General features: G+C 64.6%; 15 protein-coding genes and 2 pseudogenes. 11 read left to right on the top strand and 6 right to left on the bottom strand.

Annotated features, from left to right (window positions below):
* Positions 1 to 22: 22 nt before the first annotated feature.
* Entirely contained in the window at positions 23 to 745 is a 723-nt protein-coding gene (locus tag EV375_RS22910) for a hypothetical protein (RefSeq protein ID WP_130301299.1), read from the bottom strand.
* A gap of 12 nt (positions 746 to 757) precedes the next feature.
* Positions 758 to 2,560 carry an Hsp70 family protein gene (locus EV375_RS22905; protein WP_130301298.1) on the bottom strand — a complete coding sequence of 601 codons (1,803 nt, stop codon included), beginning with the start codon at positions 2,558 to 2,560 and terminating at the stop codon, positions 758 to 760.
* A 268-nt stretch (positions 2,561 to 2,828) separates the two neighbouring features.
* Between EV375_RS22905 and EV375_RS22900 the strand changes: the two genes are divergently transcribed.
* Positions 2,829 to 3,089, top strand: coding sequence for a hypothetical protein (locus EV375_RS22900; RefSeq protein ID WP_130301297.1), 261 nt, complete (start codon positions 2,829 to 2,831; stop codon positions 3,087 to 3,089).
* A gap of 106 nt (positions 3,090 to 3,195) precedes the next feature.
* Here the strand turns inward: EV375_RS22900 and EV375_RS29250 are convergent, their stop codons facing one another.
* A complete protein-coding gene (locus EV375_RS29250; protein ID WP_165434803.1) occupies positions 3,196 to 3,351 on the bottom strand; it encodes a hypothetical protein in 156 nt (51 codons plus the stop codon).
* A gap of 128 nt (positions 3,352 to 3,479) precedes the next feature.
* Here EV375_RS29250 and EV375_RS29245 point away from each other — a divergent pair, with 128 nt between their 5' ends.
* The 8 genes and pseudogenes from EV375_RS29245 to EV375_RS22870 all read left to right on the top strand — a co-directional run bounded on the left by EV375_RS29245 (position 3,480) and on the right by EV375_RS22870 (position 11,707).
* A complete protein-coding gene (locus EV375_RS29245) occupies positions 3,480 to 3,656 on the top strand; it encodes a hypothetical protein (protein WP_165434802.1) in 177 nt (58 codons plus the stop codon).
* Between the two features lie 138 nt (positions 3,657 to 3,794).
* Positions 3,795 to 4,280: pseudogene (locus EV375_RS22895) on the top strand (NAD-dependent epimerase/dehydratase family protein); the annotation flags it as partial.
* Positions 4,281 to 4,433: 153 nt separating this feature from the next.
* Complete coding sequence (locus EV375_RS22890) at positions 4,434 to 4,751, top strand: trypco2 family protein (protein WP_130301296.1); 318 nt, start codon at positions 4,434 to 4,436, stop codon at positions 4,749 to 4,751.
* 12 nt (positions 4,752 to 4,763) lie between these two features.
* Positions 4,764 to 5,279, top strand: a pseudogene (locus EV375_RS29880) (trypsin-like peptidase domain-containing protein); the annotation flags it as partial.
* Between the two features lie 30 nt (positions 5,280 to 5,309).
* Positions 5,310 to 7,241 (top strand): hypothetical protein, encoded by a 1,932-nt coding sequence (locus tag EV375_RS22885; RefSeq protein WP_486588779.1) that lies wholly within the window; start codon positions 5,310 to 5,312, stop codon positions 7,239 to 7,241.
* 101 nt (positions 7,242 to 7,342) lie between these two features.
* The gene (locus EV375_RS22880) at positions 7,343 to 7,681 is read left to right on the top strand and encodes a trypco2 family protein (RefSeq protein WP_130301294.1); all 339 of its coding nucleotides are present in this window, start codon (positions 7,343 to 7,345) and stop codon (positions 7,679 to 7,681) included.
* Positions 7,682 to 7,712: 31 nt separating this feature from the next.
* Positions 7,713 to 10,844 (top strand): tetratricopeptide repeat protein, encoded by a 3,132-nt coding sequence (locus EV375_RS22875; protein ID WP_130301293.1) that lies wholly within the window; start codon positions 7,713 to 7,715, stop codon positions 10,842 to 10,844.
* A 440-nt stretch (positions 10,845 to 11,284) separates the two neighbouring features.
* Positions 11,285 to 11,707, top strand: a complete 423-nt coding sequence (locus EV375_RS22870) for a hypothetical protein (RefSeq protein WP_130301292.1) — start codon at positions 11,285 to 11,287, stop codon at positions 11,705 to 11,707.
* Positions 11,708 to 11,775: 68 nt separating this feature from the next.
* Here EV375_RS22870 and EV375_RS29875 read toward each other — a convergent pair whose 3' ends face one another.
* The 3 genes from EV375_RS29875 to EV375_RS22855 form a co-directional block, all read right to left on the bottom strand.
* Positions 11,776 to 14,886: a restriction endonuclease gene (locus EV375_RS29875; RefSeq protein ID WP_486588649.1), complete on the bottom strand. Its 3,111-nt coding sequence runs from the start codon at positions 14,884 to 14,886 to the stop codon at positions 11,776 to 11,778.
* A gap of 301 nt (positions 14,887 to 15,187) precedes the next feature.
* Positions 15,188 to 16,843 (bottom strand): hypothetical protein, encoded by a 1,656-nt coding sequence (locus EV375_RS22860; RefSeq protein WP_130301291.1) that lies wholly within the window; start codon positions 16,841 to 16,843, stop codon positions 15,188 to 15,190.
* A 493-nt stretch (positions 16,844 to 17,336) separates the two neighbouring features.
* The gene (locus tag EV375_RS22855) at positions 17,337 to 18,491 is read right to left on the bottom strand and encodes a hypothetical protein (protein WP_130301290.1); all 1,155 of its coding nucleotides are present in this window, start codon (positions 18,489 to 18,491) and stop codon (positions 17,337 to 17,339) included.
* Between the two features lie 665 nt (positions 18,492 to 19,156).
* Here EV375_RS22855 and EV375_RS22850 point away from each other — a divergent pair.
* Both EV375_RS22850 and EV375_RS22845 read left to right on the top strand, forming a co-directional pair.
* Positions 19,157 to 19,615: a protein kinase domain-containing protein gene (locus tag EV375_RS22850; RefSeq protein WP_130301289.1), complete on the top strand. Its 459-nt coding sequence runs from the start codon at positions 19,157 to 19,159 to the stop codon at positions 19,613 to 19,615.
* 374 nt (positions 19,616 to 19,989) lie between these two features.
* Entirely contained in the window at positions 19,990 to 20,442 is a 453-nt protein-coding gene (locus tag EV375_RS22845) for a hypothetical protein (RefSeq protein WP_130301288.1), read from the top strand.
* Positions 20,443 to 20,604 lie beyond the last annotated feature (162 nt).

The raw sequence follows: 20,604 nt of genomic DNA, 5'->3' as shown, positions 1-20,604 counted from the left end.
CCCACAACCCGCCTCCCTGGCGTCAGGTGGAGGTGTACACGTACTGAAGACAGTACGAGCGCCCGTTGACGATGTATGCCGGCGCAATGACGAACCGCACCGGTGCTCCCTCGTCACACGAGGGCCACTGCTCCTGGCGTGCCGGGTCGAGTGCAACGCCCGGCACGAATCCCATGTCCCAGCTGTGGTCGAGACCAGCACCGTGGATGTCCGCCGCCAGCTCGGAGCAGTGACCGCGGAGTGTTGTGAGGGCGCTCTCGATGTGGCCATCGGCCTCCGGAAGGTGAAGGTCACGCGCGATCTCTGGGCTGGACTTGAGGTCGTCGGTGAACAACTGCTGGCTCAGCAGCCCCATAAGACGGTAGCTGCGCTCACATTCAAGGTGGTCCATGACGAGGTCGCAACGCTCGGCATAGCGGCGGGCGAAGTTCAGCAGACGCTGCTCGACCAGAGTGCGGAATCGACGGGCAAGGGCCTGATGCTCGCCGTGTTGCGCTCCGGGAAGATCATCGCGATCTGCCGTCCGCGCAGCCATCAACGCGCCGAGCTGACGTTCCAGGCGGTCCAGCCGGCGCCGCAGCTGACCGTGTTCGTGTTCGCCGACCTTGGCGGACTTCTCCAGCTGATCGATCCGCACCAACGCCTGGTCCAGCCTCTCCTCCAAGAGGTCTTCTTCATTTCCCCAGTCGATATCTACTGCAGGGTTGTCCTTGGGTTCTTCACGACGAGGGCTCAGGAAATGCATCGTCGTTCCCCCTCAGTAGTTGGAGTGGAAGCGGACGCTGGTAGCGATCTCACCACCGCCCTGTACGAGTTCGGCACGTGCTTTGATCTCGGTCTCACCGAACCGCATGAAGAGGCGCATCGCGCGCTCCTCAAGGTCGAAGCGCATGACGGGCTTCAGGTCCACAGTGACCGTGGCCAGTGCGTCGCACCCCGGATCGGTGACATAGCGAGGGTCGGTATGGCTTGTGGCGTAGATCGTGAAGTCGACCTCGGTGTCGTCCTCCTCGAGCGGAAGATACTCGCGCATCACCTCGGCTTCGGTGGGCACGGACTCGCCGGCCCGGGTGAAGATGGAGAAGCGGTCAGCGCAGGTGACCTTGCCCCGGGACGTCACATGGCGCTTGGCCTCGGGGTCGACGCCTTCCTCGAAGTCGTCGTTGACCTCGGTGCCGTAGGTGAAGCGGCTGCGCCGGGCACGGGTTTGGGGGTCGTAGCAGAAGTGCGTGGCGCCAAACAGGACAGCGATGTCGGGGTTGGGGGGCACCATCACCTGGGCGCGCTCACCGAAGCGCTCCTTGACCGCCTGCTGGAGGTATGGGGAGTTGCTGAAACCGCCGACCAGGAGGATGACGTCAGCGTTGCTGTTCTCTCCGCGGGAGGCATCCATCTCTTTGAGCTGGGCCTCGACGAGGTCAAGCGTGCCGGGGATGACCGTGTCGAACAACGCGTGGATTTGGGCGGGGGTAAGGACGATGGCATCGTTGATCTTGTTCTGGCGCCGGGCGAGGCGTTTGCGGATTGTGGCGCCCATCCGGCGGTCAATGGCCGTGGGGATCAGCAGGTTGAGGTTCTCGTCCTGGTCGAGGGCGACGTGCAGTTTGCCGCGTTCCCACTGGTCAACGAGGTTGAGCAGAGCGTCGGGACAGTTCTCCTGGATCTCGTCAAGGATCTCCTGGTTGCCGAGGCAGTCCCTGAGATGCTCCTTCTCGAAGGCGCGGTTGAGGAAGTCCGACCCGAAGCGGTCGCCAATGGATCGGCCGATCTCGATCATCTTTCCGTCGGTGTCGTTCTCATAGGCAGTGATGTCCACGGTGCCGCCGCCGCAGTCCACCACCATGAATCGGGCGCCAGGAGCCAGGAGATCGCCACTGAGACCTTCGTCGTCGCCCACGACCCGCACCCCGGACACGCGCGCATAGTGGGCCGCCGCCTCCGGTTCGAGGGACAGCAGCACCCTCCCGTCCTCACTCGGCAGGCCGGCGTCCATCGCGATACCGCGCAGCACGGACTTCTGGTAGTCGCTCCAGCAGGCGGGCGAAGTGAGACACCAGCGGATGTCGTCCTCGTCATATCCGCTGGCGGCGATCTGCCGGAGCAGTACGGCGACGACCTCGCGCAGCAGCATCGTCAGCAGGTCAGGTGTCAACCGATCGGTGGGGGTGCTGCGTTTCAGCACTTCCCGCCCCTCGTCAGGGGGTTCTACCGTCAAGGGGTCCGCGTCGACGCGGCTGTCGTCAGTGGCCTGTGAAGTCGGGCGCACCCCGAGGTCCATCTTGAAACCGTGGTGGTAGCGAACCCCTTGGCTGCGAAGCGCGGCGCCCTGGGTGAGCCAGAGCCGTCGAGCGTCGTACCCCCAAGCGATCAGCTTTCCGTTGGCGTCGAGCAGGAGCGCCGACAGGTTCTTCGCGGTGGGTGTGGGCTGTGACTCCCACTGGTCACAGAAATGGATCTTCCGGCTGGAAGGTTCGGCGTTGGATTCCGAGATGACGCACCAGGCGCCGCCAATGCCATGTGTGCCGATGTCGATGGCCGCTACGAGGCGAGGAGTAAACACGCGATTCCGTTCGTACAGACAAAGGAGTGAACCTCAATGTCCGGAACACGATGCCGGAACGCGAGGGGTGTGCAGGTCTGCACACCTATCCATCTCTGCGGGTGAATTGACGCTCAATATGCCGCAGACCAGCAGGTTCTTCTCCAGTAAGACGACGGCGGCACAGGGAAAAGCCCCCCGCACGGAGTAGTCGGGGTGTGCAATTTTGAACATGGGGTGTGCAATGGTGCACATCGCGTGAGCGCCGTCACCGCCTACTGTGCGGCGCATGGAGAGCAGCAGCCACTCCCGATCGCACCGTACTTACAAGATCGAGAGGACAGGCGCTTCACATGCACCGCCGCCGGACAACGCAGCCGACGCGCGGGAGAAGCTCGAGAAGTACCGGCGTACGTGTGCCACTCGAGATGACCTGGTCATCGTGGCGAAGAGATCGGGGTTGAGCGAGGTCGAAATCGCTCAGCTCTCGGGGCATTCCCGCAACACGGTCCGCAGCATCCTCGCAAAGCACGGCGAGAGCGCGGGCTGAACGGCCGAGTCGCGAAGCACCCATCGAGTCCTGCGCGGTTGACAGACGAATCCGCTATCGAAGCCAGACCTGCTCGTAAGAGCAGCTGCAACCGAGCACATGTTGGTCAGCGGCGCTGCCCGGCGAGGTCGAGCTGCCGCGCCTCTGTCCGCGGGCGCCTCGCCGCCTTCGAACCGCAGTCCTCCTCGCTCTCGATACGCGAGGCGGCCGAGACGGAGTGGTCCGCCGCGCGAGCGATCTGGTTGCGAGTCTCGCCGGCCACGCGGGCAAACGACCTTTGCTGACCGCACCGGTGCCTCTATCGGCACTCCTGGCTTCGCTCCGCCTGAGCTCTCCACCGGGCCGTATGACCTCTCTGTACCGGCTACAGACATCTACAGCCTCGGCCGAGTGGCCGCCTGGGCGCTCACCGGGGAGTGGCCACAAGCAAACATCCCACTCCTGCCGGAAGAGGGGCCGTGGCGGACCATCGTCAAGGAAGCAACACAGCACTACATCGAGAGATGCCCGCAGAGCACCGACGAGTTCCTGGCCATGATCGACCGCGGGTACGGCAAGGCTGGATGAGGGACCAAGCAGTGTGCCCCGACTCATCGTGGCCTCCTCCTCCAGCGTCTACGGACAGAACGCCGGCGGCCCGAGCATCGAGAGCGATCGCCCCACCCAGCATCCCCCTACGCAGTCACGAAGCTCGCGGAGGAACAGCTCTGCCTGGCCCGCGCCTCCCGCGCCGACTGCCCCACCAGCGTCGTCGCTTTGCGCTACTTCACGGTCTACGGTCCCCGCCAACGCCCGGACATGTTCATCCACCGTGCTCTGCACTCCGCATCGACCGGCGTCCCACTGCGCATCTTCGGAGACGGCCACCAACGCCGGGACTTCACCTACATCGATGACGCCGTTGCCGCCACCATCGCCGCCGCGGACGCCCCATCCGATACGGGCATCATCAACATCGGAGGCGGTACCAACGCATCGCTGATCGACGTCATCAACATCGCCAACAGCCTTACGGGCCACGAGATCCAGCTTCATGCCGACACCGCACGCAACGGCGACGTCCTGACTACGCGTGCCGACCCTCGTCGCGCTCAGTCCATCCTCGGCTGGCAGCCCACAGTGGACCTCGCCAGTGGCATGCACGTACAGATGCAGGCCCTGACTTCGTCAGCCCAATGGGCCGTCGCCTGATCTCCCGGCGAAGATGGCCGGTGAACCCCGCGAACGCGGCGAGAACAGGCCAGGACTGGGGACCTTCCGGTAATGGCCAAGAGCGCAAGCCCTATCGTGAGCTAAGGCATGCCCAACTGCGTTGCCGCGATGATGATTTGAGGGGGCCACCGATTGGACGGTACGGAACTGTCCGAAGCGATCAAAGCCGTTAGGGAGGGTCTGGAGGCCGCGCAACGCGACGGCGAGGGCTCGAAGCTCCGGTTCACGGTGAAGGACGTTGTCTTGGACCTGGGGTTCGAGCTGCGTAAGACAAGTTCGGCCGGCGGAGGCATGAAGGCGTTCGTCGTCTCAGGTGAAGCCCGCGGAGAGCGCTCCTCTGCACAGACGCACCGCATGACTGTCAGTTTGGATTTGGAGGGAGCCAGCCTGATGCCCATCAGCGATCAGGGGCCCCTGGGGCAGGCCCCGGACGGGCGCCCGTTCGCATAGGCAGGGGCCAAGATGGGATGGAACAGGGCGGCTTCCGTGGAGTACGCGGGACGCGTAGGCGCGGGCACTGTGGTCGCACCTGGCTTGATCCTGACTGCCTATCACCTGGTGAAACCTGTCGTCGGTTTTGAAGATGCGCCCCGCTTTGTGCGGTTGCTCAACGACGGTGCGGAGGGTGCGCATGCCGTCGCAGATATTGCGTGGCGCCGTGGAGATGCAGCGCTGCTGCGGTGCCCACCTCGAGATCTGCAAGAGGTGTTCGCACCAGTGCGGTGGGGCGAACTCACCTGCACCAGACCGACATCGGCCCCGGAATGCGTCGCGGTGGGCCTTCCTCGAGCAGCGGTACGGCAAGGATCTGGTCCGGTCGCCCATGATCGCCGGGATTACCGTGCGCCCCACGAGGTGACCGGTCGCATCAACCTCATTGACAACGCCTCTCGCACCTACAGCTTGCAGGTAGCCGGGGAACCCCCGCAGTCCTCCAGCGGAACAGCCGGTTCCCCGTGGAGTGGAATGTCCGGAGCGGGAGTGTTCTGTGGGGACCTTCTACTGGGTGTGATCACAGATGAGCCCGCCGGGTGGAACAGCGGCCGTCTGGAGGCCCTTCCGGTGCGGCGGCTGTTGGATGACCGGGTGTTCTGCCGCCTGGTGGAGGAGGCTGCGCAGGTGCGGCCACGGTTGGAGCCTGCTGATCTTGCAGGGATCTTTGACAGCCCCCCGCAGCCCGTGGCCGCAGCTTCCTACCTGCTCTCTCCCCGCGCTGAGGTTGTGGACTTCATCGGCCTCGATGCGGAGTTGACCACGCTGCGTGAGTGGTGCCGCAGTGAGCGGACCGTGGACGTCGCTGTCGTACAGGGGCCCGGCGGCATCGGAAAGACACGGCTGGGGGTGGAGTTGGCACGCCGCCTCTCTGAACGACGTCCCGAAGCCGAGCGCCAGTCGCAGAACCCGGACATACCGTGGTGCGCCGGATTCCTCTCCGACGTCCCCGGACAGCATTCAGAGGCGTTTGTCGACTTCTGCCACCTCGTCCGGCCGGTTCTGATCGTCATCGACTACGCCGAGTCGCGAACCGGGCAGGTCGAGCAGTTGCTCGACGCGCTGGCGGCGCACCGATCGCCGGGTCGCCCGGTCCGTGTTCTGCTGCTGGCACGTTCCACCCGTGAGTGGTGGGAACGGCTGCGCATCCGTTACGCCGCCTTGATCACAGGGGAGTCGGTCCAACTCGTTCCCGAGGCCCTCTACCGGCATCTGACCCGCACCCAGATACAGCAGGTAGCCGCACTCGCCTTCGAGCGGCAGATCGCCGCTCTGCACCGGGCTGGTGTGCCTGATGACTGGGACGCTGACGAGGCGGCCGAGCACCTGGAGGAAGACAGCAGGCTGAGCGACGGATTGTCGTTGTCGTCGGTTATCCCCAACCCAGATCATGCCCTCACCGTCCACATGGACGTACTCGCCGACGTGCTGCTCCAATCGCGCCAGATCCTCGATGAAAAGCCTGCGGCCACCGCCGTGCTGCTCGAGCACGAGATGAAGTACTGCCAGCGCGGTGCTGACACCGAGGGCCTGGATGTCGACCTGGAGCTGCTACGTGCCCTCGTCGCTGTACAGAGCATGGCCGGTGCAGCCCGCAAGGATGACGCCAAAGGCGTCATTACAGCCGCCTGGAACTTCTACTACCGGGAGTTCGTGGTTCCGCCGCTGCCGCCCGACACCGTACTTAGATTGCGGCGCCTGCTCCGTGACCTTTATCCGGCCCTCGACGACAGCTACTTCGGCGGTCTCGGTCCCGACGCCCTGACGGCAGGACTCATCGAAGAGTTGAGCACCTCCAGCGGCGAAGAGTTCCTTGAGCAAGTTCTCACCTCCCCAGCGCTCACAGACAACCAACGGCGGCGCTGTCTGACGATCCTCGCCCGCGCGGCCCCCACCGAATACCTCCTGGCAGACAGCACCGCAGGCGTAATCGCCTCACATCCCAGCATCCTGCTGGAGGCCGCCATCAGCGTCGCTGAGCAACTCCCCTCAGCAGACCGGGAAGCGTGGCTCGCCACGATCGACAACGCGGAGGCCGAACTCCGCGAAGACGCAGTACTACTGGGTGATCCGTTGCATGCGGCCAGCGAACTTGAGCCACAAGCCGCCAACAGACTTGAGGAAGCCCCACCGCATGAAGACACATCACTTCTCCCGTCACCTGTCCTTCTGCCAGGGCCCGCCCATACTGCATCACACGCCTCTGGCCGGGACGAGACCAGGCTGCCGGCACCTCGTGACTCCAGCGGCCACGGGCTGGCGACGACACGACGGCTGACCAATGAACCACCAGCTCCGACACCTTCGAGTAGCGGGGCTGCACGAAGCCGATGGGAAGCGCTACATGGCTACCTGGAGGCTCACGAACTCCAGAAGTACTTCCTCATCACCGCCGTCCCCATCGCCCTGATGACCTGTGCCCTGCTTGTCTGGTGGCCAAGGACCTGACGCAACTCGGCGGGGACAACTACAGTGACGGCGACCCCATGCCTGGCACGTGGCGGTCTTCCTGTCCTTGCTAGTTCCAGTCTGTGGTTGCGGGTGGCGACGTGACGGACGCGTTTCATGAGATCGAACTCACGCAGGCCGTGGCAACCTTGAGACAACAGCTCCTCCACGCCGCAGTCGCGGGCGATGGCGAGGGACTGCGGTTCGACGTCAGAGAGATCACGCTTGAGTTCTCTGTGGAGCTCCGCGAGGACGCTCAGGCTAAGGCGGGTTTCAAAGCCTGGGTTGTGTCCGGGGACGTCAGTGCCTCTGCCGCGCGGCACAACACCCACCGGGTCGCGCTGACCTTGGAACCCAAGCGCTCGTCGGACAGCACGAGTTGGCTGATCGGTAACCCGGATCCAGTTGATCTTGACGACTTCGGGAACGGGCGTGACTGAGGTCACCGGGGACTGAGACGTGGGGAAGGCTATGCGATGGCGCATCGCGATCGTCGAGGGAGGAATGCAGGGCAGCGGTTGGCTACTGAGCGCGCGAGTGATCCTGACTGCCCGTCATGTGGTGAGTGCCAGTGACGCACAGGCAGGTGTCCCGGGCGGGTCCGGGATCCAGGACTGCAAGGTTCTCTGGCGGGGTGTGGGCGAGGCGTGCGACGCGGCGCTGCTGCTGGCGGACGCCGACCTAGTTGAGCCGGAGGCGACCCCGCCGGTGCGCTGGGGTGAGCCGGAAGGTTCTTCAGCCTGGCCCGGTTGCGAGGTCATCGGGTTTCCCAACGCCCAGCGGGCGGGCCGTCGGCCTGATTCGGAGCAGCTGGTCGGCACACTCAAGCCTGGTTCGTCAGTACTGCGCGGGCGCTATGTGATCGACAGCGCGCACTCGGCTCCGCAGACATCGCGAGAAGGCTCGCCGTGGCGGGGTATGTCTGGCGCAGCCGCTTTCCTGGGGGACTATTTGGTCGGGGTGGCGGTTGATGATCCGAATGGCTGGGCGCACGGTCGCCTGGAGGCGGTTCCGGTACGAACGCTCCTCGCCGACGAGGAATTTCTCGAACTGGTGGAGCGGCACACCGGAGTGCGGCCGGCTCTGGAGCTGATCCGACACAAGCGGCGCTTTGCGTGGGAGCCGGTCGCTGGGGCGGAGGCGGCCGGCTACGGTACCCATCCTGTGCGCGAGGTCGATGGCCTGCCTGATGTGGTGCCGTACATTTCGCGGGATTTTGACGAAAGGCTCGACGAACGCCTGCGGGCGGCGGCGCGCCAGGGCGGCTTCGTTCTGATGACGGGTAATTCCGCGGCAGGAAAGACACGTTCCGCATTTGAGGCGATGCGGCGGGTGCTCGGTGAGTGGCAGGTCTGCTGTCCCGATCCGGCGACCGATCTCAGTGGACTTACGGACGAGTGTCGGGAACCAGGCGGGCACCGGGTGGTGTGGCTGGATGATCTAGAGCGCCATCTGCATCCCAAAGGGCTTACCGGCGAACTGCTGACCGGGCTGCAGAGGGCCGGAACGGTTGTCCTCGCCACCTTGCGTTCTCAACTGTATGAGCGGTACGTGAACCAAAGCGCCCGGCGCGGCTCAGGCGAGGCGTTCGACGGGCCGACCTTTGCCGAGCCGGTGCTTCGGCGTGCTGCGCTCGTCCCCGTCGACCGGATCTGGAGCGATGGGGAACGCGCGGCCGCTGCTGGCTCCGGTGACCCCCGTCTGGTCGAAGCACTCGCTGCCGGTGACGACTACGGCCTACCAGAATACCTGGCCGGCGGACCCCAGTTGATGGAGCGGCTGCGTGCGGCCGTTGGGTCGCTCGGAGTGGATGGAGGGCATCCACGTGGGGCGGCTCTAGCGACCGCGGCCATCGACCTGGCCAGAACCGGGCTTGCGGGACCACTGCCGGGTGAGGTACTGGAAGGGCTGCATCACACCTATCTCAAGCGGGCGGGCGGCGCCAAACTGCGGCCCGAGTCCCTGGAGGAAGCGTGGGCCTGGGCCTCGGAGGTACTACTCGGAGCGACAAGCCTCCTGGTGCCAGACGATGACGAGCGCGGCTGGCAACCCTTCGACTATCTGGTGGCTGAAGACTCGTGGGCAGCTGGCGTGACTCCGGTGGCCGATGCGGCATGGGAGGAGGCCGTGCGACTGGTCGATGGGCCAAACCTCTCACTGCTCGCGTGGAACGCTCAGTTGGCAGATCGTCCCGATATTGCACTCAAGGCCCTTCGTCCCGCTGCAGAGGCCGGGGATACCGCCGCGATGACAGGGCTCGCGGGCCTGCTCATCGACCAGGGGGATGTACCGAGCCGGCAGGAGGGGGAGCGCTGGCTGCGCGACGCAGCCAATCGGGGCGATGGTGCGGCGATGTGCCACCTAGGTGCACTGCTCGCCGAGGAGGAGGACGGCGAGAGTGCCCAAAGGTGGCTTGAGGCGGCGATGCGGGCGGGTGAGGCACGGGCGTTGCGGGTGCTCGGTGACCTTGCGCTGGACGATGAGGACGAGGAGGCGGCTCGGGAGTTCTGGCTCAGAGGAGTTGAGTCGGGAGACGCCGAATGTGCCGTCAGGTACGGCGACTGGCTACGGCGGAACATGAACCTCATGGGCGACCGCGCCCAGTGGTTGGGGAACGCAGCTGATCATGGACTGCCTGCCGCGGCCCTTGCTTATGCTGGGACGTTGGCCTTCCGCGAACTCCCGGATGAAGCAAAGTTGTACATCCAGCGGGCCCACGACGGCGCGCTTCTGCGCGCGGAGTCCGGCGACCCCGATGCCATGATCACGCTGGGAACTGTCCTGGCTCTTCGTGGCCAGCTCGATATCGCTCAGCTCTGGCTCCGGCGGGCTCGGCAGCGCGCCCCAATGCTGATGCCGGACTGGCGGATTGTCCATGCGGCGGAGGGGCAGCCTGGACTGTCAGCCGTCGCGGTCAGCGGGAGCACCGAACGTCACCTAGGCCCAGGGCAACTCGAGCAAGTGATGTCTTTGTTGTGGCCGATTGACTGCCAGTACTGCGGGGGCCCTCTCGACGATGGAGTGCCCGCGCTGCGGGTGTTCGAGCAGCCCCGCAAGGCGAGTGCAACCCTGAACCACCTGGGCATGTGCCGCTATCCCGACTGGGTAGACACTGATGGACCGGCCGGAGACCGACGGCACGGGGTGATGACGGTCATTGGTACTTCGCGCGCGCTAGCCAGCTGGCGTGCGATTGCGGTCAAGACCGGCCTGCTCCGCATAGACAACCGGACTCCCGTAGCCGTCCTGGTCAATCCACACCTTGAGTCCATCGACTTCATGCCTCCGAATCATGACGGAGACGGTTGGCGGGTGGGCGTCACCGACTATCGCCGGGACCTTGGCCTCGTGCCTCGTGGTGAGCCTGTCCGCACCGCTCAGGGGACCGCAGTTCTGAGTGCAAGGGTGTTGACCCTGAGGCTCGGAATCGAGGAGTGGAAGGCTCCCGTGCCCGAGCAGATACGAGTTGAGATCGCGCAGCAAGGCGGAGTGCCGATTGTGCTCTCATCGGGGTTGCCGGATTCGTCAGTCACTCCTGACTCGTTGGAGTACGCCCTAAGAGCACCCAACGTCGCCGTGGGTTGGCTGCCGCTCACGAGGTGAGGAACCCCTCAGACGAGGAGTGCGACGGCAGCCGGACGCAATTTTGCGGCATCCGCAACACGTTCGGTTGCGCAGTGTGACTGAAGGCTCCGCACCACTGCTTATGCGGCATCACACGATTCCCGCGCAGCACCCAGTTGGCTGGTGAGGGCTCCCAGGGCTTCGGAATAGCGATTGGCACGGCCAGTCGGCAGAACTTCGCGGATGGGAACGCGAAACTGCAGGTACGCGAAGCCGGGACGCGCGTCTTGGGCAGAAGCCCGGCTGGCTTCGTTGCCCAGGCCATCCGCGCGACGGTGGGATTGCTACTGGACGCACTGACCTTCCCCCGCCGCGATTCTGGACGTGGGTGGCGGACCCGGAGCGCACGTCCGGTGGCTCGGCAAGACATGGTTGGCAAGTAGCACCTATCTCACCGGACTTGATCTAAAGGAGCGAGCATGCATGAGCTTGAAGCGATATGCGATGTTTGCAAGCGAGTCGTGGCCGATGGCGAAGGCAATCTTTGGGTCGACATGGCGGAAGTTGAGCAGGTCACCGTGAACGAACGTGCGTGGGAACAGCTCGAATCTGAGCCTCAGGAGGGTGGGGCCGTGACGTTCTCGGGCGGGAGCCTTCTTTCGTATCCCGCTCCCGCGCGCTGGCGCGTTGACCACGCCTCCTGTGACCCGGCGCCTGACGCCAACGCGTACGCCATAGAGGTCCATCGCTGCCGAAGCTGGGCAGACCTCGTGCTGTGGACAGCCCATCTCATGGGGAAAGAGTGGCTTCTTCACTCTGACTGGGACGAGCTACTACGTGCGGCCAGCGAGTCAACTGGAACACGCATTAGCCCTGCCGTACGCCCGACACTGCACCGATGAATGACTGAGTAGGTGCGGACAGGCGCCGACACCTCTAGGTCCCGCACGAAGAGGCAAGCGCGCTCAGGCTAGGTGTGGAGATTCGTTGCTACACGGACGCCGTGGCGTGGGTCCTGAGCGAGGGCTTCCAGGATCGCTTTGGCTGATTCGGGAGGGTCCGGCGCAAGGTAGGCCGCTGCTTCGGCCAGTGTGCGTCGCACACGGCCGTCGCTGTCGCCGGCGAGGCGCATGGCCGTATCCAGACAGCGTTCAGGGTTCTGCATACACAGCACGGCGCTGAGTTGGCGGACGCCGACATGATTGTGCGTGGCGAGGAGGGTGGTGTCTATGTTGCTGGTGATCTCTCGTGGGAGTTGGTTGAGTGTCTTGGCGGCGGTCTGGAGGATGGAGCGCTCTTCGCTGCGTAGGAAACCAAGCGCCTGATCTCGCACCCACTCTTGTTCCTCGATCGTTGTGGCCGAAGCTGCGGCTAGGCGTAGTCCGTGACCACAGAGCGAGGCAGGTCCACCGTTGAACCTGAATGAGCTGAGTGGATGAGACTCGCCGGTCAGCTCATCGTCAAGGTGGCTCCCGTCTTGTTCGCCGAGCACAAATGCCAAGCTCTTTTGGAAGGTTTCGTGTTTCACGTCCGGGGACTGTTCAATCACTAGATTGCTGGCCCCGACGAGCGCGTCCTGCCGAGTCGAGGCCACCTCACGTGGGTCACCAGCGACGTCCAGAAGTTTCCTCAAGCATGCCTCCTGGTCCTCATCGGGGAGACTGCTTGCCAGGTATGAGTCGGTAACCATTGCGGTCCCGAGTTCAGCGTGCCCAGGTTCAGGGGCGGGTCGGTTCAGGATCCGATCACGAGCTTGTTCCGCGCGGTCGCGTACAGAAGGATGGGTGGGGTCGATTTCGGAGCACGCGACGTCGGTCAAGTAACCTCCCCGCTGCGCCAATTGGATGGCGCGAGCACGAAGTACGGTCTGTTCGTCGTCGGTAAGCAGTCCGGGACCGCCTTGTTCACCGAGACGGTCGTTGCGATGTGATCGTGCCCCCAGTAGTCCGAGCACCCTGTGACTTGACAGGAGCTCAAGTGCCTTGTGGGCGTCATGCTCGGCCAGGTCGAACAGCCTGGTGAGGGCAGTCATGGTGAGGTCCGGATGTGCAAGGGCGATCTCGACGCACGCGACCGCATGCTCATCGTCGGTGTGCCGGTAGTGGTTGGGCTCGCGAACCACGTCGGAGGCCAGCAGGTCAAGGAGCGTGACGGCCTGTTCGGGCGTTCCTCTTGACACAAGCGTGCAGGCGCTCTTTGTGGCTTGCAGGGTTAGGGCCTGTGTCGGTGAGTCGGTGAGCTCACCTGCCCTACCTCGTGCGGCCAAGTCTGTGAGATCGCTGATCAACGTGCCCACCGAGTGGTCTTCGATCAGGTCCGTCTGCGCTGAAATGAGTGCCGCTCGGGCGCGGAGGACCCACCAGGGTCCGTCCCTGAGTTGCCCCACCGGCAACAAGAGGTCGCCCACATTCGCGGAGAGTTCTTTGAGTCGCTTGATGTTCCCGGCGCGCTGGTAGTACGTGGCGGCCAGGGCGGACTCGCTGTTGTCGCGGTACAGGTCTCCGAGGAAGCTGAGTGCTTCATTCTCGTCGGCCCAGCTTCCGGTCACGACACTGTCGGTGAGCCAGCGTCGTGCCGACACGACTGCTTCGATGGGCTTCTTGCGCAGCACGGCTGACATCGCCTGCGCCCTTGGGTCCCGAATGCGATCCAGCAAGCGCCCTGTTCCAGTTGTGCGGAGAGCCTGGGCAAGGTGATGCTCATCATCGAGCTCCGTGGACCAGGGACCGTACTGAATGTTCAGTGATCGGATGGCGTAGAGCCAGTCGGCGGCGTTATCAGCCAATCCGGCGTGGATAGCGTCTTGAACGGCATCTCTCCAGCTTTCCAGCGCTTCTTCGGCCCGGTCTTCGAGGCAGCATCGGCGAGCTTCGCGCGCGCTGATGAGTGCCGCGTGCCGACCATGGACCAGGTGTCGCCTCGCTGCTCTTAGGAGTTCTTCTCTCTCGAAGGTGTTGTACTCGGCGCGCACGAGTCGCAGGCGTATGGCGACGTCTTCTCCCAGACCTGCGATAGGTTGCTCATCCGCTCGTGTGATCGCAACGGTGATGAGATCGTCCAGTTCTTCAAGCTGGTGAGGCTCCGTGGCTAGCCGGTACTCAGCGAGAATCAGGACCAGCATGGGCCAGTACCCCAAGTTCTCATCGCTCCCCGCCGGTAGGAGGCTGGGGTTGCCGGCACCGAGTGGGTGTAGAGCGTTGTTTACGGCCGCTCGGACGAGTTCTGTATGCCGCCTAGTTGTTGCAGCACGCTTCGTACTCGCCGACTCCGCATCACGTGCCAACTGCTCCAGCACGCTAACTAGTTTCCTCGGTTCGTACCTGTCACCGTGGTAAAGCGCAGTCACAGCCAGAAGAGCCGCGAGTTCCGCTGCTTCATCGAAGAGCCCGGCCTCCCGTAGGGCATCGAGTTGTCTGTGACGCAGCACAATCGCGTGTCCGCGATGGCCAGCTTCCTGCAACCGGACCGCCAGGTCGCCATAGAGAACGGCGGACTCTGCCGGAGCTCCTGCCCGCTTGGAGTCTGCCTCGCGCAAGATCGGCTTCACATCAGCAGTCTTCAGGGGACCGACGAGGATTCGCTCCGCCTGCTCCTGCCGATCCGGAAGCGGTGCCGGTACACCCGGACGAGGTGCCCCAGTACAGAACACCTCAGACGTCTCGCGGGTCCAGAACTGAGCAACGACATCGCCGTGGTAGCGGAGGTGCTCGTTGATCTTCTCGGAGCCCCAAAGATCCAGTTCTAGATCAGGATTCTCGTCCTGAAGCTTGGCCAACTCATCGGCGAGCTGCGTGGGCTGGGCAGAGGCCGAGGTCGCGACGATCAGGCGATAGGCGTTGAAGGGCCGCCGTCCGGTAGTGAATTTCTCAACAGCTGCCCGCAGGTTTCCAGCGGTGAACTGTTGATAGTCCTTGCATTGGATCACGGTGTGGCGACCGTCAGCCTCACGTCCAGCCAGGTCAATCCCGTGTTGTTCCTGCCCCTGGGTACCGTAGCGACGGAACCTGATACCTCGAAGACCAAGAACACTGCGCGAAACCGCAAGCAGCAGCTTCTCGAAGCGTTCCCAGCCGATGTTCAAGTTCAGGTCTTCCCCCGGCGGTTGTTTCCCGGGCGACCCTGGGTCTGGCGGCTGCCGGAGCTGCGGATCGGCCGAGTATGCCGCCCACGCATCTGTCGCCAAGCCAACCTCGTCGCCAGTCGCCTGCGAAGACCTCAAGGGATCGGGGCAATCCGAGCCGGAATGAGTCATACTCCATATTATGTCAGCGTACGCGCACCGGATTATTAGGTTTCGAGTGCGACCTGGCGCAGACCGTAGTGAACGCTGACCGAGTGGCCGGTGGCCTGTCTTGCCACATCGCTAGGAGACCTACGTCAGCTCAGGAGGGGCAAGCTCGGGGTATCGAAGCACCGGACTCGCTGTCCCCGGCTGGGAGCACCTGCACCGCATCGGAAGGCACCGGGAAGGCGTCACCCGACACGGGATCCCACAGATTTACCTGACCACCGACTGCACCGAAGCTGCCGTACACCTGTTCAGGGTCAAGCCGGTGTCCGTCCAGGGGGAGTTCGTCCAAGGGACCGATCGGAGTCACACAGACTGGTTGGGGGTTGGCGCCGTAATAGTGGTCTGGTACTTGGCCGGACCGCCATTGCCGGACCGCTTTATCGCCAGCCGCCGAGGCAGAATCCAGTACGGTCGTTGCCCAGGCCAGGGTGAGTGCCATGGCCCCGGAGATGGCGACGATTGGAAGGAATAGACGCAGCGTACGGTCGCGAAACAGCGGTCGCAGGTAGCCCCAACTGGCGAGGAAGACGAGACTCAGCGTTGTAGAGATGCCGAGCACGTACGTCGAGGCCAGGAACTGCCAAACGTTAGAAACGTCTATCTCCTCGGCACGGGTATGAAAAGCGGCGCCATAGAACGTGAAGAGGACAGGGCTGAGCCCGCCAAGTGCTGGAACGGCCACCGGGAGCAGCGCCACGAGCAGCGCCACGAGAAACGGCCTCCGGCTGCCGGCGCGAGCCAGGTGTCGGATGCCGGGCGTTACGAATACCGTGCCTGCCAGGAGTAGGTGCCAGGCGACAGCGCTCGCTGGATTCGTATTCCAGGTCATCCAGGCGGTGACCGCGAAGAACACTCCGCTGACTGCCACCGCTGCCAGCCATGCGCGCGCCCGCTGGTGCCAGTAGACAATTACTTCCTCGTCCTCGTCCGGCTGGGCAAGGTTCCCGTCGCCGGTTGTCGTGCGACCACTATCCCGCGCCGGAGGGTCGGTACGGCGACGATGGACCGTGCGACGTTGACCGGCGAGGGGAAGCATGACGGTCGCGCACCACCAGGTAAGCAACGCCCAGGCCGCCAGCGCAGGCAGAGCCAGCCACCAGGGGCCCGCCGCCACTGGGAGGCCGAGCATCCCCGCCGCCCAGCTCAGCACCACTGCCCTCAGCACCCGACTGCGGCCTTCCCCAACCCTGGTCCGGCACAACTCGTCATGGGCCTGCACCCGTCGCGGAAACGGGGGACGCACGCTTACCCCAACTGCGCGTCGCCGAGCCTCCTCGTAGGAACCGAACAGCACTGTCCCGGTGTCGTGGAACCCCATGCTCCGCTCCAGATTGAACAGCCACCGGACCCACGGATACGAGTGCGTACTGCGCGGTGTACAGACAAACCAGTGGGGTTCCTGGCGACGCTGCCTCCGTAGCATCCGCGCGCTCACCGGTCGTAGGTCCAGGTGGGCATCGTCCGCGAGGTCCTTAACCTCTTGGACCGCCCACCGCTCCGGTCTACGGGCATCACGGCCGACGGGTATGCCAAGCGTGTAGAACGAGATGTGGATCGCCTCGTCCGGGAGAACTCCGCCCGGGGTGCGAAGCGCCGGGTCCGTCTCTTCAGCGTGCAGTACTTCCCAGCCCATTTGCTCGAACGATGCGTGGGCGGTTGTCCGGTGTTCGACGGGTCCTGTGAGCGCGGCCTCCACCCGGACGGTGACCAGTACACCCCCGCGACTCTGCCCCTGCTCCATCTGCATATGATCCTTTCCTTCCCATGGCGACGGGAGTGGGTCTTTCCTGTCGAGCAGACTCCTCTGAACTGATTGCAGAAGCAGTTGGCGACGGCGACTGACCGCCCAATGGCCTAACAGGTCCGGGAGGGGTGCCTTCACAGCCACGCGGGGTCGCGGTGGGCAGCGCGGTCTGTGCCGTCCTTCTCGGGTGGGACGCGGAAACGGGGAAGTAGCTGTTGCAGGCAGAGCTGCGCTGGATCAGGCGATCCAGGGGAGCCCTTCGTCGAGGGCGGAGTCCTGTACGTCGCGGCCACGAGCGTTCGATTCGTGCACTGCTGCTCCCCTGACCGGTCTCAACCCTTACCTGATGTCGCATGTCCGCCGCGCCGACGTGCGGGCCGGCTGGTGAGATACTCCGCATCGCCGTCCCAGCGTCACGCCGCGCCTCCCGGCCCGAGCTCCGCGAATTCGCGAGCAGGGTTCAGAGGGCCGGTACGCCTGGGCGGGCGAAGCGACGTCAGGTGGCCGACTGTCCATCCGGATCGTTGCGGGGCTCGTTGGCAGCGTACGGATGGACGTACCGGCCCTCGTTGAACGGCTTGAACCAACTCTCTAGGCCCATGGGCGCGACACCCAGATACTCACCCAATGCACTCTCCTCGATGCCGTCCTTCGAGTCGTCATACAGCCACTCATGGTCCAAGTCCTCATAGACCAGATCGGAGAAGCACGCCAACGCGTCCGCGACCCTCGGATCAAGCAGCCCGAACGTCTCCAACGTGACCTCGGTCGTGGTCAGCAGCAGCCTCAAGGTCAGCTCCTCCGCGACGCAGCTCAGCTGCTCGAAGCTGCCCTCGGTGAAGCGCGTGGTGAGGGCGACGGCCGTAACCAAAAGCCTGCGGGCGAAACGAGCGTCGTACTTTAGCGCATAGCGCGGAGGCAAGTCCTCAAGCAGCCACAGGGGCTCCTCGCACTCAGCGACATTGGTCTTCCGCTGGGCCAAGGTGAAAGCGTCCTGGAAAAGCTCATCCAGAAGGACATCCGAAGCCCAGACCAGCGCCCCGGCGGCCAGTTCCGCATCCTCGGGCGACACCGCAGAATAGGAGGTTTCCGGGTCGTAGTCTTCGTCTTCCTCGTCGACTGCGCCGAACATCCCTGGTCCGAAAGCCCGCAACTGGACAGCCATGGCGCGCATCCTGGTCTCCGCTGCCTTCGACTCGGCAGCTATGCGGGCAGGGTCGGCGGGGGTTCCGGCGGCCGATTCAGCCAGCTGGGCACGCCGGGCAGCGATATCGACCGGGGGTGCCGCCGGACCATCAGCTGCCTCGAGGCTCTCCTTCGCCAACTCCGGGTGCAGTTCGACCTCGCAACGCTCCACTGTCCAATCGGCAAGAGGCTCCGAACGTTCGAGGACCTCCTCCACCAGCGAACGGACCGCTTGCTCGGCGAACTCCAGCGCCGGCGCATCCACGAACACCTTCAGCAGGGCCCCACCGGGATAGACACCCACGAACGTGTCGTCGACTTCCACCTCCACCCCGTCCGGCCCTTCGAGCGACTCGATCGCGCTGAGACCTTCTTCCAACAGAGCCCCGGCACCGGCCCGTTGCAGCTCATCCATCTGTGGAGCACCGCTCGGGATGCTCATATCCACTGTCACCGCGTACGTCACGCACCAAGCCTTCCAGCACGAGCCACCCATTGCGGCAGCAGGGTCAATCAGCCTCGGAGCACTGGGCAGGCACACACGTACCAGCGCTGCCTGTGCCGCCCCCATGCGTGAGCGACGCGTGAGCGGACGGCATCGCATAGCCGGTCACCAACCGGACTGCTGATGATGCGGCACGACGCTGATTAGGCAGAACAGCACTACGCGACACCTCCCAGCACCACTCGTGAAGGATCCGATCCCTCTCCTAAAGCGGGTGTCGCAGGTTCGAATCCTGCCGGGGGCACCAGTTACGCTCTGCATTGTTCGCAGGTTAGAGCGAATATTCGCCTCACCATGGGCTCCTTGTGACTACGCCTCAGCAAGCAGTCAGCTGAGATCATCACGGTGCCTTCGGTGTCGCCGTACAACGAATCGCTGCAGGTGGGCGAGGGAGACCGACAGTCCAGCCGACGCTGTTCCCCCTTCGCAGGTTCGAGCCCTACAGGGGTGCTTTCAGCAAGCACTTCAATCACGCTACGAGATACACCCTGCTCAGGACGCTTCCCCGTTTGGGTGCGGAGAATCTGATCTGATGCAGCCGCTGGAAGCCGGGGACCCGCGGGCGGTCGGTCCGTACCGGTTGACCTTCCGCCTCGGCTCGGGCGGAATGGGCCGGGTGTTCCTGGGTGAGCCCCCCACCGGGCGGCGGGTGGCCGTCAAGGTGGTACGGGAGGACATGGCGTCCTCACCCGGGTTCCGCGAACGCTTCCGGCGCGAGGCCAAGTTCGCTATGCGCGCGGGTGGCTTCTGGACAGCGCAAGTCGTCGACGGGGATCCGGACTCCACAAGACGGCCTTGTACACCGCGACCTCAAGCCTTCGAACGTCCTGCTCGTCGAGGACGGTCCGAGGATCATCGACTTCGGCATCTCGAAGACCCTCGAGACCACCGGATGCACCGATCTGACCAGGGCAGGAACCATCCTCGGCACGCCGGGTTTCATGTCGCCCGAACAGGCACTGGGGCAGTCGGCGGGCCGCCGGCGGACGTCTTCTCTCTCGGCTCACTGCTCGTCTACGCGGCCACGGACACGGGCCCTTCGGCGAAGGTGCCGCTCACACCCTGCTGTTCCGCGTGGTCTATGAGGCACCCGATCTCAGAGCTATGCCTTACAGCCTGCGGGAGTTGGCGGAGGACTGCTTGCACAAAGCACCGGAGGACCGCCCCGCCGCCACTGAACTCGTCTCGCGCCTCGCACATCAGCAGCCGAGAGTTCCCGATCCCCGTGCCACGCCGAACGACGTTGAGGCGGATCTGCGCATAGACGTGAGGACGAGCGATCCGCGGACGCACTGGCGAACACCGGGCCGCTGCAACGGGTTCGGCGAGCTCGACGGCCGCGACCAGGCCGCCCGCAAGGGGCCCGCGGAAGGCGCCGGTCGGCGAGCCGGCCGGGAGCCCGGCGGAAGGCGACTCGTTCGCGGTGGAGCATTGGGGCCCGGGTGTGTTCTGGCGTCGTATGCGACGGCCGGTCGTGTTCGCGTCGTGGATCGACGGCCTGCTCCTGTTGATGGGGCTCTGGTTCGACAAGGTCCCGGTCATGTCCGTGTACGCGCTAGTGATCACTCTGCTTTGTGTGCTCCACGGGCTGAATGTCTCGTTGCCACTCCTTCGGGCCAGGGCGCTGCACGTAGGAGCTGACGGGCTCACCGTGCGGCACGGCCCACACGCACTGACCGTGCCCTGGCCGGACATCGCGTCCGTCAATTTCAACAGGAAGCAGAACAAGCGGGCACTTACCTTGACGGCGACCCTCCAGACGAAGGCGAACACCGAGATCCCGTCCCCGCTGCGTGCCGGCGAAGGCGTCCTGAAGTGCACGATCGCCTCCTCCTGGAAGAGGGATACGAGCATCCGCGTGGAGAGCCTCGGAACGGCGCTGCACAACTTCGCAGGCAACCGCTACCAGTGACCGACTGCAGCGGTTCGTCGGACTCGCACAGCTCGGCCGCGAACCCGACCGGGGCCGACAAGCACACTGCACTGTCGCGCCGGCGGCTGCTCGGCGCGTCCGGGGCTGCCGGGCTGGGCGTGCTGGGCGTGCTGGGCGCCAGAACGACACCCTCCGGACCGG

This window comes from Streptomyces sp. CNZ301, from assembly GCF_004217425.1.
This window is presented reverse-complemented; position numbering and strand designations above follow the sequence as displayed.